Genomic DNA, 19872 nt, shown 5'->3' on the forward strand with positions numbered 1-19872 from the left:
AGCTTCTGCCGGAAACAATGTGCCAGCCCGCGGCCGTGGCCCGGGAACGGCGCTGCGATTAGGGTCACAGCAACTATTCAAAGCGATCGTCTTTATGGAAACCGGCACTGTCTTGTTGGTGATGCCCGAAGCTTGAGGTGGCGCATTGATGGTTGGTGAGTCGATTCAGCTAAACGGCACGACGGCCGGCGCGACCGGTCGTCCGCGGACCGGTCGCGTTTCATCTGCCGCCGAGCCCGTCGCCGTGGTCGGCGTTTCCTGCCGGCTCCCTCAGGCCGCCGATCCCGGACGGTTCTGGCAATTGCTGCGCGATGGCGTGGACGCCGTGACGGCCGTGCCCGAGGGCCGGTGGCCGGACGGTCCGGCCGCCGGGTATCGCCGTGGCGGCTTCCTCTCGGATGTGGACCGCTTCGACGCCGCCTTCTTCGGTATCTCGCCGAACGAGGCCGCCGCGATGGACCCCCAGCAGCGCCTCGTACTGGAGCTGGCCTGGGAGGCGCTGGAGAACGCGCGGGTGGTGCCGTCCCGGCTGAGCGGGACCGGCGCGGGGGTGTTCCTGGGGGCGATCTCCAACGACTACGCGGCGCTGCAGGACCGGGTGGGGGCCGATGGCCTCGGGCGGCACGCCTATACCGGGGCGAACCGGGCGATCATCGCCAACCGTGTCTCGTACTTCCTCGGGTTGCGGGGGCCGAGCCTGACGCTCGACGCCGGGCAGTCGTCGTCGCTGCTGGCCGTACAGATGGCCTGCGAGAGCCTGCGGCGCGGCGAGACCGGGCTGGCGCTCGCCGGCGGCGTGAACCTCAACCTGCTGGCCGAGACCACCGCCGCCATCGGCAACTTCGGCGCGCTGTCGCCGGACGGGCGCTGCTACGTCTTCGACGGCCGGGCCAACGGCTACGTGCGCGGCGAGGGCGGGGCGCTCGTCGTCCTGAAGCCGCTGTCGGCGGCGCTCGCCGACGGCGACGCGATCCGGTGCGTGATCCTCGGCGGCGCCGTCAACAACGACGGCGGCGGCGACGGGCTCACCGTGCCGAGCGGACGGGCGCAGGAGGAGGTCATCCGGCTCGCCTGCGAGCGCGCCGGGGTCGAGCCGGGCGACGTCCAGTACGTCGAGCTGCACGGCACCGGCACGAAAGTCGGCGACCCCATCGAGGCCACCGCCCTCGGCGCCGCCTACGGCCCCGATCGCGCGGATGGTGTAGCGCCGTTGCTGGTCGGGTCGGTGAAGACCAACATCGGGCATCTCGAAGGCGCCGCCGGGATCGCCGGGCTGGTCAAGGTCGTGCTGAGCCTGGAGCGGCGCGAGCTGCCGCCGAGCCTGAACTTCGAGACGGCCAACCCGGACATCCCGCTCGACGAGCTGGGGCTGGAGGTCGTGCGCGACGCCCGCCCGTGGCCACGCGCCGACCGGCCGCTCGTCGCGGGCGTCAGCTCGTTCGGCATGGGCGGCACCAACTGCCACCTGGTGCTCGGCGAGGCTCCTCAACGCGAGTACGCCCCGCGGTCGGCGAGCGAGGACACGCCCTGGGTGCTGTCGGCCCGCACGGCCGGGGCACTCAGCGCTCAGGCCAAGCGCCTGGACACCCATGTCGGCCACCTCCCCGGATCCGAGCCTGGTGCTGTTGCGCTCGCGCTCTTGCGTAGCCGGGCCGTGTTTGAGCACCGGGCGGTGCTGCTCGGTCCCGATCGGCCCGCCGAGCTGGCCGCGCTGGCGGCCGGGCGGCTGGATGAGTCTGTGGTCACCGGGTCCGTGGTCGGTGGTCGCCGGGCGTTCGTCTTTCCGGGGCAGGGGTCGCAGTGGCCGGAGATGGCCCGTGACCTGCTCGCCGGTTCGCCGGTGTTCGCGGCGCATGTCGAGGCGTGTGCGGGGGCGCTCGAACCGTTCGTCGACTACGCGCTGCTCGACGTGCTGCGCGGGGCGCCGGGTGGGCCCGGGTTCGACCGGGTCGACGTGGTGCAGCCCGCGCTGTGGGCCGTCATGGTGTCGCTGGCCGGGCTGTGGCGCTCGTACGGCGTCGAACCCGAGATGGTGATCGGCCACTCGCAGGGCGAGATCGCGGCCGCCACCGTCGTCGGCGCGCTGTCCATGCCCGACGCGGCCAGGGTCGTGGCCCTGCGCAGCCGCGCCATCGCCGGGATCACCGGACGCGGCGGGATGATGTCGATCGCCGCCCCGCTGGACGTGGTCGAGTCGGCCATCCGCTCGCTGGCGGGGGACGTGTCCATCGCCGCCTACAACGGGCCCCGGTCCGTGGTCGTCTCCGGGCGGCACGAGGCGCTCGCCGACCTGGGGCGGCGGCTCACCGACGACGGGTACCGCACCAGGCTCATCCCGGTCGACTACGCCTCGCACTCGGCCGAGGTCGAGGAGATCCGTGACGAGGTGCTGGCGGCGCTGGCCCCGGTACGGCCGGTGAGCGCGGGGACGCTGTTCATCTCGACGCTCACCGGCGAGCCGATCGACACGGCCGAACTCGACGCCGGCTACTGGTATCGCAGCCTGCGGCAGCCGGTCAGGTTCGCGCAGGCGACACGGCGGGCGCTGGACCAGCAGGGCGGCCTGTTCGTCGAATGCAGCCCGCATCCGGTGCTGGGCGCCGGGATCGAGGAGACGGCCGAGGAAGCGGACCGGGAGGCCGCGGTCATCGGGACGCTGCGGCGGGGTGACGGCGGGCTGGAGCGGTTCCGGCGCTCGCTCGCCGAGGCGTACACGCGAGGGGCCGACGTCGACTGGACCGGGCCCGGCCAGGTGGCGGGGGCGGAGCTGGTTGAGCTGCCCACGTACGCGTTCCAGCGCGAACGCCACTGGCCGTCACTGCCGGGCGACGCCCGCCGCTCGCCAGCACGCACCGCCCCGGCAGGCGGCTCCGGCGCCACTGCGACGAGTGGTTCCAACGGCGCCGGTGCGTCCAGTTCTGCTGCTGCGGGGACGGCGGCGGGCAGTGGGCTTTCGCGGCGTGAGGTGCGGGAGCTGGTGCTGACCGTCCTGGCCGGGCTGCTCGGGCACCAGGACGCGGGGAGTGTGGAGTCGAGTCGGACGTTCAAGGACCTCGGGCTCGAATCGGCCACTGCGGAGGACCTCAGGCACCGGCTGCGGAGCGCGACCGGGCTGCGGCTGCCGACGAGCCTGCTGTTCGACCATCCGACCCCCGATCTGCTGATCGCCCACCTTCGGACGCTCCTCGCCGACGGGGGATCCGTACCGTCGACCGCCGGCCGCCACGGTGACCCGGCCGCGCCGGAGGATGACCTCACCGCGCTCGCGTACGTCGGCGACGCGCCTGGCTGCGGTGGCGACGACACCGGCGCCGTCGCCATCGTGGCCATGGGGTGCCGGTATCCCGGTGGGGTGGACTCGCCTGAGGAGTTGTGGCGGCTCGTTCGTACCGGCACCGACGCGATCACCGAGTTCCCCGTCAACCGGGGTTGGGACCTGGACACGTTGTTCGCGTCCGGGGCGGACCGGTCGGGCACCAGCGACACCAGGTACGGCGGGTTCCTGCACGACGCCGACCGGTTCGACGCCGCGTTCTTCGGCATCAGCCCGCGCGAGGCCACCGCCATGGACCCCCAGCAGCGGTTGCTGATGGAGGTCAGCTGGGAGGCCGTCGAGCGGGCCGGGCTCGACCCGGCCGGGCTGCGCGGCTCGGCTACCGGCGTGTTCGTGGGTGCCATGGCCTCGGACTACGGGCCCCGGTTGCACCAGTCCACGGGGACGGTCGACGGGCACCTGCTGACGGGGACCGCGCTCAGCGTCGCGTCCGGGCGGATCGCGTACACGCTGGGCCTGCGTGGGCCCGCCATCACCGCCGACACGGCCTGCTCCTCGTCGCTGGTGGCGATCTTCCTGGCGATGCAGGCGTTGCGGCGCGGCGAGTGTTCGCTGGCACTGGCCGGTGGGGCGACCGTGATGTCCAATCCGGGGATCTTCGTCGAGTTCAGCCGGCAGTCGGGGCTGGCTCCCGATGGACGGTGCAAGGCGTTCGCGGCGGGCGCGGACGGCACGGGCTGGGGTGAGGGCGCCGGGATGCTGCTGTTGGAGCGGCTGTCCGATGCGCGCCGCCTGGGGCATCCGGTGCTCGCCGTGATCCGTGGCGGCGCGGTGAACCAGGACGGTGCCAGCAACGGCCTCACCGCCCCGAACGGCCAGGCCCAGCAGGAGGTGATCCGGCAGGCGCTGGCCGACGCCGGGCTCGCCGCCGCCGAGGTGGACGCGGTGGAGGCGCACGGCACGGGCACCCGGCTCGGTGACCCGATCGAGGCTGAGTCGATCATCGCCGCGTACGGCGCGGGCCGCGATCCCGAACGGCCGCTCTGGCTGGGTTCCCTCAAGTCGAACGTCGGCCACACCCAGGCCGCGGCCGGGGTCGGTGGCGTCATCAAGATGGTGATGGCGATGCGGCACGGGACGCTGCCGCGCACGTTGCACGCCGACGAGTCCACCTCGCAGGTGGACTGGAGCGGTGGCGCGGTACGACTGCTCACCGAGCCGGTCGAGCTGCGTGATGACCGGCTGACACGGGCTGCGGTCTCCAGCTTCGGCATCAGCGGCACGAACGCCCACCTGATCCTGGAACAGGCCCTCGAGACGGCGTACGCGGGAACCGGGACTGCGACCCTGGAGGCGGCGGACCTCACGGCGGCTGCGAAGGGCGTAAAAGGCGAGGAGGCCGCTGAAGACGCGGTGGGCGCGGCCGATGGTCGGCCGGTTGCGGGGCGGTCCGGGATGTCGCTGGTCTGGGCGTTGTCCGCGAAGTCGGCCGCCGCGCTGAAAGCGCATGCCACCCGCCTGCGCGAGTACGCCGCCAAAGCCTCCCATGACGACCTGGCCGCCGCAGGACACCAGCTGGCCCGGCGGGCGGGGTTCGCGCACCGGGCGGTCGTGGTCGCCACGGATCGGGACGAGCTGGTGGCGGGCCTGACGGCCCTTGCGGAGGGCGAAACGCACGCGGCCGTGACCAGCGGCACGGTGCTGCCGGATGTCCGCCCGGTGTTGGTCTTCCCGGGGCAGGGGTCGCAGTGGGCGGGGATGGCGGTTGATCTGCTGGACTCCAGCGAGGTGTTCCGCGAGTGGATGAACCGCTGCGACGAGGCGCTCATCCCGTACACCGGCTGGTCCGTCGTGGCGGCCCTGCGGACAGGTGAGCTGACGGGCTCGGACGCTGTCCAGCCCGCGCTGTTCGCGGTCATGGTGTCGCTGGCGCAGGTCTGGCGGTCGCTGGGCGTGGACCCGGCGGCGGTGGTGGGGCACTCCCAGGGGGAGATCGCGGCGGCCTGTGTCGCCGGGGCGTTGACGCTCGACGACGCGGCGAAGGTGGTCGTGCTCCGCAGCCAGGCGATCGCCAAGCTGGGCGGCACCGGCGGCATGCTCGCCGTCGCGCTGCCCGCCGAGGAGATCAGGCTGGAGCCGTGGGCGGACCGGCTGTGGGTGGCCGTGCACAGCGGGCCCGCCAGTACGGTGGTCGCCGGGGATCTGGACGCGATCGACGAGTTCGCGGCGGCGTGCGGCGAGACCGTACGCGTGCGGAAGATCGAGATCGACTACGCCTCGCACACCCCCCACGTCGAGGTGCTCCGCGACGAGCTGCTCGCCACCCTGGCCGAGGTCGCGCCGCGGCCGACGGACGTGGCCTTCTGCTCGTCCATGGCCGGGACGTTCGTCGAGCCGGCCGGGCTGGACGCCGGCTACTGGTTCCGCAGCCTTCGCAGTCCCGTACGTTTCGAGCAGGCGATCAGGGCGTTCGCCGGGGACGGCGCACCGCTGTTCATCGAGGTCAGCCCGCATCCCGTGCTGACCGGTCACATCCAGGACACCCTGGCGGCCGCGGGCACCCCCGGCGGCGCCACCGGGACGCTCCGGCGGGACGACGGCGACTGGCGGCGCCTGCTGGTCGCGGCGGCCCAGGCGTACGTGTCGGGCGCCGACGTGGACTGGGCGGCTGTCGGTCCGGTCCCTCGCCATCATGTGGACCTGCCGACCTATCCGTTCGAGCACACCAGGTACTGGATCAGCGAGACCCGCCAGGTCCGCGGCCCGCGGCACCCGATGCTCGACGCGGTCGTGCCCGTCGCGGGGGACGACGGGTTCCTGCTCACCGGGCGGTTGTCGCGCGGCGCGCTGCCGTGGCTGGCCGACCACGCCGTGGACGGCGGCGTACTGCTGCCGGGCACCGCGTTCGTCGAGCTGGCCCTGGAGGCCGCCGCCACGGCCGGGTGTGACGAGATCGAGGAGCTGACACTGGAGGCGCCCCTGCCGCTGCCCGAGACGGGCGCGGTCCAGGTGCAGCTCGCGGTCGGCGGCGCCGGCGCCGAGGGCCGCCGTGGCCTCACCGTGTACGGCAGAACGGCGGACGACGACGAGGCCAGGTGGACGCGCCACGCCACCGGCACGCTGGCCGTCGCCCCGCCCACGGCCGGCGAGCGCCTGACCGCAGACGGCGAGCGCCTGACCGCCTGGCCGCCCGTGGACGGCGTGGCGATCGACCTGGACGACGCCTACGAGCGGCTCGCGGAGCGGGGTTACGAGTACGGCCCCGCCTTCCAGGGGCTGCGCGCGGCCTGGCGGGTGGGCGGTGACGCCTACGTCGAGGTGGCGCTGCCGGAGCCGGTCCGGACGGACGCGGGTCTGTTCACGCTGCACCCGGCATTGCTGGACGCGGCGCTGCACCTGCTGGTGCTGGAGTCGGCCGAGGACACGGGGGCGCTGCTGCTGCCGTTCGCGTGGAGCGGCGTGCGGGTGTCCGCGCTCGGCGCCGAGACGCTGCGGGTGCGGATCGTGGCCGGGGAAGGCGACCGGGTGTCGCTGGACATCCACGACGGAGCGGGCGACCGCATCGCCGGGGTGAACGCGCTGACCCTGCGCCCGGTGCCGAGGCACGGCGCCGCCACGCGCGCGCCGTCCGACGCAACCTCGTACACGCTCGACTGGATCGACCTCGCGGTGTCCGCCATGGACCCGGCCGAGCAGCGCTGGGCCGTGGTGGGGTACGACGAGTTCGCCGACGAGATCGGCGCGGCGGTGGACGCGGCGCGGTACTACGACCTCGCGTCCCTGACCGAGATGACCGTCGGGGACATGCCGAGCACCGTCCTGGTGCCGTACCTGCCCGAGGCCGACGCCGACGACGTGCCCTACGGCGTGCGCGACGGCATCTACCAGGCGCTCGACCTGGTGCAGGGCTGGGTGGGGGACGAGCGGTTCGCCGGGTGCCGGATGGTGTTCGTGACCAAGGGCGTGTTCAGGGCCGGCGGAACCGACCTCGCGGGCGTGGTGGCCGGGCCGGTGTGGGGGCTGGTGCGGTCGGCGCAGGCCGAGCATCCCGGGCGGTTCGTGCTGGTGGACGTGGACGCGGCGAGCGCCGACTGGGGACTGGTGGCGGCGGCGGTCGCGGCCGGCGAGTCGCAGTTGCTGGCGCGCGAGGGGAAGGTCCTGGTCCCGCGGCTGATCCGTCGTACGGCCGACGCCCCCGAGCTGTTCGACGCCGGTTCGGGGACCGTCCTGGTGACCGGCGGCACCGGCAGCCTCGGCGCGCTGATCGCGCACCGCCTGGTGGACCGGCACGGCGCAAAGGACCTTCTGCTGGCCTCCCGGCGCGGCCCGGAGGCGAGCGGCGACCTGGTGGCCCGGCTGGAGGCGCTCGGCGCGCGGGTCACCGTGGTGGCGTGCGACGTGTCGGACCGCGACGCCCTGGCCGTACTGCTGGGGTCGATTCCGGCGCTGACGGCCGTGGTGCACACGGCGGGCGTGCTCGACGACGCCACGGTGGAGGGGTTGTCGGCGCAGCGGCTCGACTCGGTGTTCGCCCCGAAGTCCGATGCCGCCTGGTACCTGCACGAGCTGGTGCCGGATGTGCCGCTGGTGACGTTCTCCTCCGTGGCGGGCGTGATCGGCAACGCGGGCCAGGCGAACTACGCCGCCGCCAACGTGTTCCTGGACGTCCTGGCGGCCCACCGGCGCGGCCTGGGCCTGCCCTCCGTGTCGGTGGCCTGGGGTCTGTGGGAGACCGCGGACAGCACCATGACCGGGGCCCTGTCGGCGGCCGACACGGCCAGGCTGGCCCGGTCGGGCATCGCGCCGCTGACCGCCGAGCAGGGGCTGGAGCTCTTCGACAGCGCGATCACCGCTCCGGCGGAGCTGGTCGTCGCCGCCAGGTGGGACACCGCCGGGCTGCGCGCCAGGGCCGAGGCGGGCGAGCTGCCGTCCGTGCTGCGCGGCCTGGTCCGTACGGCGAAACGTACGGCGAGCGCGGCGAACACCGCGAGCACCCCCACGGCGGCGGGCCGGGCGGGCATGGCCGAGCGGCTGGCCAAGATGGCGGAGGCCGAGGCGCGCGTTCACCTGGCGGACCTGGTCCGCTCGCACGTCGCGGCGGTCCTGGCGCACGGCAGCGTCGGCAACGTGGAGATGGACCGGGCCTTCAACGAGCTCGGCTTCGACTCGCTGACCGCGGTGGAGCTGCGCAACCGGCTGAACAGCGACACCGGGCTCCGGCTGCCCGCGACCCTGGTGTTCGACCATCCCACGGTCACGGCACTGGCCGAGTACCTGTTCCGTACCCTCGCCCCCGCCGCCCCGTCGCCCGAGGACACGCTGCGTGGGGCGGTCGAACGGGTCGAGTCGATGCTGACCGGCGCGCACGGCGACGCCGAGGCCATCCGCGGCAAGCTCGTCGCCATCGCGCAGAGCGCCGTCACCAGGTTCGGCGCCGGCCTGATGACCAGGTTCGGAGCCGGGTCCAACGGCGCCGCGGAGAAGATCGATTCCGCCTCGGACGAGGAGATCTTCGCGTTGATCGACGACCAAACAATGACGTCTCCTCTGAGGTCCTCTCTGGAAAGGCCCGACCATGGCGACTGAGGAACAGCTGCGTAATTACCTGAAGCGGGTGACCGTCGAGCTCACCGAGACTCGGCAGCGCCTGACCGGGGTCGAAGACCGTCGCCACGAGCCCATAGCGATCGTCGGGATGGGGTGCCGGTTCCCGGGCGGGGTCGCGGGGCCCGAGGACCTGTGGGACCTGGTGGCCTCCGGTGTGGACGCGATCAGTGATTTCCCCACCGACCGGGGCTGGGACGAGAACCTTTATGACCCGGATCCGGAGGCGCTCGGCCGGTCGTACACCCGGCAGGGCGGTTTTCTCCCCGACGCCGGCGACTTCGACGCGCCCTTCTTCGGTTTGAGCCCGCGTGGCGCGCTGGCCACCGACCCGCAGCACCGGTTGTTCCTGCAGACCAGCTGGGAGGCGTTCGAGCGGGCCGGGATCGACCCGGTCACGCTGCGGGGCACCCAGACCGGTGTGTACGCGGGCAACATGTACAACGACTACTCGCTGCGCTACACCGGCGGCGCCGTGCCGGAGTCGGTCGAGGGCGTCCTGATGGTCTCCAGCGCCTCCAGCGTGCTGTCCGGGCGGGTCTCGTACACGTTCGGCCTGGAGGGCCCGGCGATCTCCGTCGACACGGCCTGCTCGTCGTCGCTGGTGGCGATGCACCTGGCGGTTCAGGCGCTGCGGCGCGGCGAGTGCTCGCTGGCGCTGGCGGGCGGCGTGACCGTGATGGCCACGGCGGACCCGTTCATCGAGTTCTCGCGGCAGCGGGCGCTGTCGCCGGACGGCCGGTGCAGGTCGTTCTCCTCCTCGGCCGACGGCGCCGCCTGGTCGGAGGGCGTCGGCGTACTGGTGCTGGAGCGGCTGTCGGACGCGCGGCGCAACGGCCGGCGGATCCACGCGGTGATCCGCGGCTCGGCCGTCAACCAGGACGGCGCCAGCAACGGGCTCACCGCCCCGAACGGCCCCTCCCAGGAGCGCGTGGTCCAGCAGGCACTGGCCGACGCCCGGCTCGACACGCGGGACGTCGACGCCGTGGAGGCGCACGGCACCGGCACCAAGCTGGGCGACCCCATCGAGGCCCAGGCGCTGCTGGCCACGTACGGACGCAACCGCGCCGCCGACCGCCCGCTCTGGCTCGGCTCGGTCAAGTCGAACATCGGCCACACCCAGGCCGCCGCCGGCGTCGCCGGTGTGATCAAGATGGTGATGGCGATGCGGCACGGCGTGCTGCCGCCCACCCTGCACGTGGACGAGCCGACCCCGCACGTCGACTGGTCGGCCGGCGGCGTGCGGCTGCTGACCGAGGCCAGGGAGTGGGCGCGCGGCGAACAGCCGCGCCGGTTCGGCGTCTCGTCCTTCGGCATCAGCGGTACGAACGCGCACCTGGTCATCGAGGAGGCCGAGGAGAGCCCGCGTACGGACCAGGTGCCGCCGGCCGTGCAAGGCCCGCCAGCCTGGGTGATCAGCGCCCGCAGCGGCCGGTCGTTACGTGCGCAGGCCGCCCGCCTGCACGAACTCGTCACCGCGGCCGACGCCCCCGAACCGGCGGACGTGGCCCGCTCCCTGGTCACCGGCAGGTCGCTGTTCGAGCACCGCGCGGTCATCCTCGGCGACGACCGAAACGCCCTGGCCGCCCGGCTCGGCGACTTCCTGGCCGGCCGCCCGGTGGCCGAGGTGATCGAGGGCGCCGCCCGGGAGAAGCCCAAGCTCGCCTACCTGTTCACCGGCCAGGGCGGGCAGCGGCTCGGCATGGGCCGTGAGCTGGCCGCCGCGTCCCCGGTCTTCGCCGAAGCGCTCGACGAGGTCTGGGCGGCGCTCGACGAGCACCTCGACCGGCCGCTGCGCGAGATCGTATGGGCCGAGCCCGGCACGCCCGAGGCGGACCTGCTGAACGAGACCCGCTACACCCAGCCGGCGCTGTTCGCCTTCGAGGTGGCCGCCGTCCGGCTGCTCGCGGCGCTCGGCGTGACGCCCGACCACGTGGCCGGGCACTCGGTGGGCGAGTTCGCGGCCGCGCACCTCGCCGGGGTGTGGTCGCTGACGGACGCCGCCCGGCTCATCACCGCGCGCGCCCGCCTGATGCAGGAGCTCGACACGCCGGGCGCGATGGTCGCGATCGAGGCGACCGCCGAAGAGGTGGTGCCGACGCTGGCCGGACAGGAACACCTGGTGTCCGTCGCCGCCGTCAACGGGCCGGCGAGTGTGGTCGTCTCCGGCGCGGAGGAGCCGTGCCTGGCGGTCGCCGAGCACTGGCGCGAGCTCGGCCGGCGGACCAGGCGGCTGGCGGTCAGCCACGCCTTCCACTCGCCGCTGATGGAGCCCATGCTGGCGGAGTTCGCCACCGAGCTGGCGGGCGTGGAGTTCCACGAGCCGCGCATCCCGTACGCACCCAACCTCCCCGACGGCTCCTGGGCCGAGCCCGGCTACTGGCTGGAGCAGATCCGCCGGGCCGTCATGTTCCACGCCACGATCGGCCGGCTCGAAGCCGACGGCGTGGACACGTACCTGGAGGTGGGCCCGGCCGCGGTGCTCTCCGGCATGGCGCACGAGTGCGTCACCGCGCCGGACACCCCGATCCTCGCCCTGCACAGGAAGCAGCTCGCCGAGCCTGACGCGCTGATCGGCTGTCTCGCGCGGGCGTGCGTGGCGGGAGTGGCCGTCGGCTGGGCGGCGCTGTTCGGCGGCGGGGCGACCGTGGACCTCCCGACGTACGCGTTCGAGGGGGAGCGGTACTGGCTCGCCCCGCCCGCCCGCGCCACCGACGTCTCGGCGGCCGGGCTGCGCCAGGTCGGCCACCCGCTCCTGGGGGCGGCCGTGGACGTGGCCGACGACGGGACGATGGTGCTGACCGGGCGGCTGTCGCAGGGTGACGCGCCTTGGCTGGCCGATCACGTGATGCTCGGGGCGGCCGTGCTGCCCGGCGCCGCGCTCGTGGATCTCGTCCTGGAGGCGGGCGGGCAGCTCGGGTGTGATCTCGTCGAGGAGCTGATGTTCGAGGCGCCGCTGGTGCTGGCCGAGCAGGGCGCCATGGACGTACAGGTCGTCGTCGGGCGGCCGGAGGACGGCGACTCCCGGCCAGTGCGGATCTACTCGCGTCCGGCGGGCGAGCCCGAGGCCGCGTGGACCCGCCACGCGTCGGGCGTGCTCGGTGTGGGCCCGAACCCCGGCAAGGGCGTGCTCGCCTGGGCGGTGTCCTGGCCGCCCGTCGGTGCGTCGCCGGTCGACGTCGAGGGGGCCTACGAGCGGCTGGCCGACGCGGGCTACGACTACGGGCCCGCGTTCCAGGGCGTGCGCGCGGTGTGGCGTCAGGGCGAGGAGCTGTTCGCCGAGGTCGCGCTGGCCGACGACGTGGACGTGGCCGGGTTCGGGCTGCATCCCGCGCTCTTCGACGCGATGTTCCACCCGATGCTGATCGCCGACCCGAGTGACGAGCTGCGGCTGCCGTTCGAGTTTCGCGGTGTGCGGCTGGCCGCCGCCGGGGCCAGGGCGCTGCGGGTCCGCCTGTCGCAGGCCGGAGCGGCCATTGAGGCCGCCGACGCCGCGGGCCGTCCGGTCTTCTCGATGGAGTCGCTGCGGGTCCGCACCGTCCCGGCGGCCTCGCTGTCCGGTACGGCCGGCCGCCGTACGGACCCCGTGCCGTACGGCGTCGACTGGACCGAGGTCACCGTCGAACCGGCCGACGACGGCACCCGGTGGGTCTCGGCCGGGGAGTCGGTGCCGGGGCTGGACGCGTACCTGGATCTCGACGGGGTCGGTGACGGGGAGCCGGTGCCGGACGTCGTGGTCGTCCCGCTGGCGGCGGCTCCGGGAGCGGTGCCCGTGGCGGTGCGCGAGCTGACCGGGCGGGTGCTCGGGCTGGTGCGGCGGTGGGTGACCGAGGAGCGGTTCGCCGGGAGCCGGCTGGTGTTCGCGACCCAGGGCGTCTTCGACCCCGCCGGTGGCGGGGCCGGGAGCGTGGTGGCCGCGGCGGCTTGGGGGCTGGTGCGATCGGCGCAGGCCGAGCACCCCGATCGGTTCGTGCTGGTGGACGTGGAGGCGGGCTTCTCCGCCTGGAAGCTGGTGGCCGCGGCCGTCGCGGCGGGTGAGTCGCAGTTGGTCGTACGCGAGGGGAAGGTGCTCGTCCCGCGACTGGCGCGCAGGGAGATCGGCGTCCCGGCCGGTGCGGGCGGCGCGAACGGCTCCTCAGCCGGTGCGAGCGGGGCGAACGGCTCACCGGCCGGTTCTTCCCACGGCACGGTGCTGGTGACCGGTGGGACCGGTGGTCTGGGTGCTCTGGTCGCCCGGCGGCTGGTGGAGCGGCACGGGGTGCGGGATCTGGTGCTGGTGTCGCGGCGCGGGCTTGACGCGCCCGGAGCCACCACGCTGGTGTCGAGCCTGGAAGACCTCGGCGCGAGGGTCACGGCGGCCGCCTGCGACGTGTCGGACCGCGACGCCTTGGCCGTACTGCTGGGATCGGTTCCGGCGCTGACGGCCGTGGTGCACACGGCGGGCGTGCTGGACGACGCCACGGTCGAGGGGCTGTCGGTGGAGCGGCTCGACGCGGTGTTCGCGCCGAAGGCCGACGCGGCGTGGCACCTGCACGAACTGACCAGGGACGTCTCGCTGACCTCGTTCGTCCTGTTCTCGTCGCTGGCGGGTGTGCTGGGCAACGCCGGGCAGGGCAACTACGCGTCGGCGAACGTGTTCCTGGACGCCCTGGCGGCGCACCGGCGCGGGCTCGGCCTGCCCGCGGTGTCCGTGGCCTGGGGGCTGTGGGACACCGGCTCGGGCATGGGCGGCACGCTCTCGGCGGCCGACACGGCCAGGCTGGCCCGCTCCGGCATCGCGCCGTTGACCGTGGAGCAGGGACTGACCCTGTTCGACGCCGCGCTCGAAGCGCCCGAGCCGCTGGTCGTCGCGACGAAGTGGGAGACGGCCGGGCTGCGCGCCAGGGCCGAGGCGGGAAACCTGCCGCCGATGCTGCGCGGCCTGGTCCGCGCGTCGCGCCGGACGGCCGGCGCGACGGCGGGCGCGGCTGGGGGAGCGGGCGCGCTGACGGAGCGGCTGGCCGGCATGACCGAGGCCAACGCCCGGCGGCTGGTCGCCGATCTGGTGCGCGGGCATGTGGCCGCCGTACTGGCACACGGCAGCGCGGCCGCCGTCGACGTGGACCGGGCGTTCAACGAGCTCGGCTTCGACTCGCTGACCGCCGTGGAACTGCGCAACCGGCTCAACGCCGACACCGGGCTGCGGCTGCCCGCGACCCTGGTCTTCGACCACCCCACGGTCACGTCGCTGGCCGACCACCTCTACAAGACCCTCGCTCCTGCGGCGCCGTCGCCCGAGGACACGCTGCGCGGCGCGCTCGAACGGGTCGAGACCATGCTCACCAGCGCCAACGGCGACGCCGAGGCCGTCCGCGGCAAGCTCGTCGCCATTTTGCAGAGCGCCCTGACCAGGTTCGGCGCCGGTCAGAACGAGGGCGACGGCGTGGTGGAGAAGATCGGCTCCGCCTCCGACGAAGAGATCTTCGCACTTATCGACAACGCACTGTAGACCCCCGATACCTGCGAAAGGCGACAGATGTCGACCGAGGACAAACTGCGCGACTACCTCAAGCGCGTGACCGTCGAACTGACCCAGACACGCCGCCGCCTCGCCGAGATCGAAGACCGTCGCCACGAGCCCATCGCGATCATCGGGATGGCCTGCCGCTATCCGGGTGGCGTGGCCGCGCCTGAGGATCTGTGGGAGGTGGTGTCCTCCGGAGTGGACGCGATCGGTGAGTTCCCCGCCGATCGAGGCTGGGACGTCGATGCCCTGTACGACCCGGCTCCCGACGCGTTCGGCAAGTCGTACACGCGGCATGGCGGTTTCTTGTACGACGCGGGCGACTTCGACGCGCCCTTCTTCGGGATGAGCCCGCGCGGCGCGCTGGCCACCGACCCGCAGCACCGGCTGTTCCTGGAGGTGAGCTGGGAGGCGTTCGAGCGGGCCGGACTCGATCCGGACGCGCTGCGCGGCAGCAGGACCGGTGTCTACGCGGGAACCATGTACGAGTACTACGCCGACCGCTATCTCGGCGCCATCCCCGAGTTCGTCGAGGGCACGCTGCTCACCTCCAGCACGCCGAGCATCCTGTCGGGGCGGGTGTCGTACACCTTCGGGCTGGAGGGTCCGGCCGTCACGCTGGACACCGCCTGCTCGTCGTCGCTGGTCACCGTGCACCTGGCGGTTCAGGCGCTGCGGCGCGGTGAGTGCTCGCTGGCGCTGGCCGGCGGCGTGACGGTGATGGCGGCGCCGGACCCGTTCGTGGAGTTCTCGCGGCAGCAGGCTCTGTCGCCCGACGGCCGGTGCAAGGCGTTCTCGGCCGCCGCCGACGGCGCCGCCTGGGCGGAGGGCGCCGGCGTGATCCTGCTGGAACGGCTGTCGGACGCGGAACGCAACGGCCGCAGGATCCTCGCGGTGGTCCGCGGCTCGGCCGTCAACCAGGACGGCGCCAGCAACGGCCTGACGGCGCCGAGCGGCCAGGCCCAGCGGGAGGTGTACCGGCAGGCGCTGGCCGACGCCCGGCTCGAACCCCGCGACGTCGACGCCGTGGAAGCCCACGGCACCGGCACCCGGCTCGGCGACCCGATCGAGGCCGAGTCGATCATCGCCGCCTACGGGCAGGACCGGCCGGCGGACCGCCCCCTGCGGCTCGGCTCGGTGAAGTCGAACATCGGCCACACCCAGGCCGCCGCCGGGGTCGCCGGGGTGATCAAGATGGTGAAGGCGCTGGAACACCGGACCCTGCCGGCCACCTTGCACGTGGACGAGCCGACCCCGCACGCCGACTGGTCGGCCGGGGCCGTGGAACTCCTGACGGAGGCTGTGGCCTGGCCGGTCTCGGACCGGCCGATGCGGGCCGCGGTCTCGGGGTTCGGCATCAGTGGGACGAACGCCCATGTCATCTTGGAGCAGGCGCCGGAGGTGGTGCCCGAACCTGTGGCGGTGGATGGCCCGCTGGTGTGGGCGTTGTCCGCCAAAACGGAAATGTCGTTACATGCGCAGGCGGGCCGTTTGGGCACGTACGCGGCCACCGCGGCTGATGAGGATCTGGCCGTCGCGGGAGCCGTACTCGCTCGGCGGGCGCGGTTCGCGCACCGCGCGGTGGTGGTGGCCGCGGACCGGGACGAGCTGGTGGCGGGCCTGTCGGCGCTGGCCTTGGGTGAGCCGCACGCAGCGGTGATCAGCGGTACGGCGCTGCCGGAGGCGCGGCCGGTGTTCGTCTTTCCGGGGCAGGGGTCGCAGTGGGCGGGGATGGCCGTTGAGCTGCTGGACTCCAGCGAGGTGTTCCGCGAGTGGATGGGCCGGTGTGACGAGGCGCTGATGCCGTACACGGGCTGGTCGGTCGTGGCGGCCCTGCGGGCGGGCGAGTTGGCGGGTTCGGACGTCATTCAGCCGGTGTTGTTCGCGGTGATGGTGTCGCTGGCGGAGCTCTGGCGGTCGCTGGGGGTGGAGCCGGCGGCGGTGGTGGGCCACTCGCAGGGGGAGATCGCGGCGGCCTGCGTGGCGGGGGCGTTGACGCTCGACGACGCGGCGAAGGTGGTCGTGCTCCGCAGCAAGGCGCTGGTCAGGCTGGGTGGCACGGGTGGCATGCTCGCCGTCGCGCTCCCGGCGGAGGAGGTCCGGCTGGAGCCGTGGGCGGACCGGTTGTGGGTGGCCGTGCACAGCGGCCCCGCCGGCACGGTCGTGGCGGGAGACGTGGACGCGCTCGACGAGGCCGCCGCGGCCTGGGGCGAGACGGTCCGGGTACGCCGGATCGCCGTCGACTACGCCTCGCACACCCCGCACATGGCGGCGCTGCGGGAGGAACTGCTCGCCACCCTGGCCGGCATCGCGCCGCAGGCGACGGACGTGGCCTTCTGCTCGTCCATGGCCGGGACGTTCGTCGAGCCGGCCGGGCTGGATGCCGACTACTGGTACGACAACCTGCGCAATCCCGTCCTGTTCCGCGAGTCCATCGGGGCGTTCGCGTCGTTCGGGACGCCGCTGTTCGTCGAGGTCAGCCCGCATCCCGTGCTCGGCGGCGACATCGAGGACAGTTGCGACGAGGCGGGCATCACCGCCGGGGTCTGCGGGTCGCTGCGTCGCGGCGCGGGTGACCGGCGCCGGTTCCTGGCCGCGCTGGCTCAGGCGTACGTGCTCGGGGCCGAGGTCGAGTGGCGGGCGGTGCTGGCGGATGTGCCGTATCGGCAGGTGGATCTGCCGACCTATGCCTTCGACCGGCGTACGTACTGGCTCAAGAGCACGGAGCGGCGCGCGCACGCCGGCGGCTCGCGGCATCCGCTGCTGACCGCCGTGGTTCCCGTGGCCGACGAAGGGTTCCTGCTCACCGGGCGGCTGTCGACGGCCGCGCTGCCATGGCTCGCCGACCACTCCGTCTCCGGGGGCGTGCTGCTGCCGGGGGCCGCGTTCGTCGAGCTGGCGTTGGAGGGGGCGGCGGTCGCGGGCTGCGACCTACTGGAGGAGCTCACGCTGGAGGCGCCGCTCGTCCTGTCCGGTACGGGTGAGGTCGGGCTGCAGATCACGGTGAGCCCGCCGGACGCCGCGGGCCGGCGGGCGCTGACCGTTTTTTCCGCCGGGTCCGATTCCGAGTGGGTACGGCATGCGTCGGGCACGCTCGTCGAGGCGGCGGAGTCCGGCGGGGAGTGCGCCTGGGCCACCGCCTGGCCTCCTGCGGATGCGTCGCCGGTGAACGTCGAGGGCGGCTATGAGCGGCTGGCGGACTCCGGTTATGAGTACGGTCCGGCGTTCCAGGGCGTGCGTGCGGTGTGGCGGCGGGACGAGGAGCTGTTCGCGGAAGTCGTGGCGCCGGACGGGCTGGAGCTCGACGGGTACGGGATGCATCCGGCGGTGCTCGACGCGGCGTTCCATCCGCTGCTGCTCGGGGGCGCGGGCTCGGGGGACGTGCGGCTGCCGTTCGTGTTCCGGGGGGTGCGGCTGGGTGTGCCAGGGGTTTCGGTCTTGCGGGTGCGGCTGGCATGGGTGGGCGACGACGCCGTGGTGGAGGCGGCCGACGTCTCCGGCCGGGCGGTGCTGTCGATCGAGTCGCTGCGGGCCAGGGCCGTACCGGCCGAGGCGTCGCCGTCGGCGGCCGTGGTCGCGCAGGGGCTGGACTGGGTGAAGGTGCCCGTGGAGCTCGGCGCGGCACGGCCGGAGGCCGGTGCGCCGCGTTGGGTCTGGCTGGATGACGACGGCCTGTCGGTGGTGGCAGAGGCGGCGGGCGCTTCGGCGGATTCGGACGGGCCAGGAGCTCCGGCGGCGTTGGGAGCGGGCTTCGCGGCGGACTTCGTCGCGGTGCGGTGCGTGGCCACTGCCGCGAGCGTCACCGCGGGGGCGCGGGAGTTGTTCGGCCGGGTGCTGGGGCTGCTGCGGAGCTGGCCGGCCGACGCGCGGGCCCGGCTCGTGTTCGTGACCCAGGGGGTCTTCGCCGCGGACGGCGTCGACGCCGCGGGCGTGGCGGCCGGGGCCGTCTGGGGCCTCGTCCGGTCGGCGCAGGCCGAACAGCCTGGGCGGTTCGCGCTGGTGGACGCGGAAGCGGGCGCCACTGACTGGGACCTGGTGGCGGCGGCGATCGAGGCCGGGGAGCCGCAGGTGGCGATCCGCGACGGAGTGGCACTGGCACCCCGCCTGACCCGCCGCCCGGCCGGCACGGTGCTGACGGCCGGTTCTCCCCGGGGCGCCGGGACCGTGCTGGTGACCGGTGGGACCGGCGGTCTGGGTGCTCTGGTGGCGCGGCGGTTGGTGGAGCGGCACGGGGTGCGGGATCTGGTGCTGGTGTCGCGGCGCGGGTCCGGCGCGCCGGGGGCGGGCGCGCTGGTGTCGAGCCTGGAAGGCCTCGGCGCGAGGGTCACGGTGACGGCCTGCGACGTGTCGGACCGCGACGCCCTGGCCGTACTGCTGGCCTCGGTCCCCGAGGACCGGCCGCTGACCGGCGTGGTCCACACCGCCGGCGTCCTGGACGACGCCACCCTGGAGGGACTGTCGGAGCGGAAGCTGGAGACGGTGTTCGCCCCGAAGGCGGACGCCGCGTGGCACCTGCACGAGCTGACCCGCGGTCTTCCGCTCACCTCGTTCGTGGTGTTCTCGTCGCTGGCGGGTGTGCTGGGCAATGCCGGGCAGGGCAACTACGCCGCCGCGAACGCGTTCCTCGACGTGCTGGCCGCGCACCGGCGTGGGCTCGGCCTGCCCGCGGTGTCGGTGGCCTGGGGGCTATGGGCCACCGGCTCCGGTATGACCGGCGCGCTGACGGCGGCCGACACCGCCCGCCTGGCCCGCGCGGGAGCCGCGCCGCTGACCGTGGAGCAGGGGCTGGAGCTGTTCGACGCGGCGCTCGGCGGGGACGAACCCCTCGTTGTCGCCTCCGGCTGGGACGGTCCCGGGCTGCGGGCCAGGGCCGCGGCGGGTGACCTGCCACCCCTGCTGCGCGGCCTGGTCCGCGCGCCGCGCCGTACCGGATCCGGGCAGAACGCGGGAACGGCCGGGCTCGCGGCCCGGCTGCCCGGCCTGTCCGAGAGCGACGCCCGCAGGCTGATCACCGACATCATCCGCGCGCACGTCGCCTCCGTGCTCGCGCACGACACCGTGGACGCGGTCGACGTCGGCAGCGCGTTCAACACGCTCGGCTTCGACTCGCTGACCGCCGTCGAGCTGCGCAACCGGCTCAACGCCGACACCGGGCTGCGACTGCCCGCGACCCTGGTCTTCGACCACCCGACCGTGACCACGCTGGCCGACTACCTGTTCAGGAGGCTCGCGCCGGCGGCCCCTTCGGCGGAGGACACGCTGCGCGAGGCGCTGGAACGGGTCGAGTCGACGCTCGCCCGCGCCAACGGCGACGCCGAGCGCATCCGCGGCACGCTCATCCCGATCCTGCAGAGTGCCCTGACCAGGCTCGGAGCCGACCCCACCGGCATGAACGGCGCGGCGGAGAAGATCGACTCCGCGACCGATGAAGAGATCTTCGCGCTCATCGACAACGAACTCTGACCATGACTCTCGTTACCGGAAAGGCTCG

Annotated in this window: 3 protein-coding genes; all 3 read left to right on the forward strand. The window is 73.8% G+C overall.

From position 1 onward, the window contains the following. Nucleotides 1-244 precede the first annotated feature (244 nt). The 3 genes from AB0F17_RS21325 to AB0F17_RS21335 are packed head-to-tail and all read left to right on the forward strand — an operon-like array spanning nucleotide 245 to nucleotide 19844. A complete protein-coding gene (locus AB0F17_RS21325; protein WP_358025395.1) occupies nucleotides 245-8860 on the forward strand; it encodes an SDR family NAD(P)-dependent oxidoreductase in 8616 nt (2871 codons plus the stop codon). Continuing rightward, nucleotides 8850-14366 (forward strand): type I polyketide synthase, encoded by a 5517-nt coding sequence (locus tag AB0F17_RS21330; protein WP_358025397.1) that lies wholly within the window; start codon nucleotides 8850-8852, stop codon nucleotides 14364-14366. Before AB0F17_RS21325 ends, AB0F17_RS21330 begins: the two co-directional genes overlap by 11 nt. Nucleotides 14367-14393: 27 nt before the next feature. Further along, entirely contained in the window at nucleotides 14394-19844 is a 5451-nt protein-coding gene (locus AB0F17_RS21335) for an SDR family NAD(P)-dependent oxidoreductase (RefSeq protein WP_358025399.1), read from the forward strand. The last annotated feature ends 28 nt before the right edge of the window (nucleotides 19845-19872 follow it).

Origin of the sequence: Nonomuraea sp. NPDC026600 (assembly GCF_040638335.1) — a bacterium.
In the GTDB taxonomy this organism is placed as follows: Bacteria; Actinomycetota; Actinomycetes; order Streptosporangiales; family Streptosporangiaceae; genus Nonomuraea.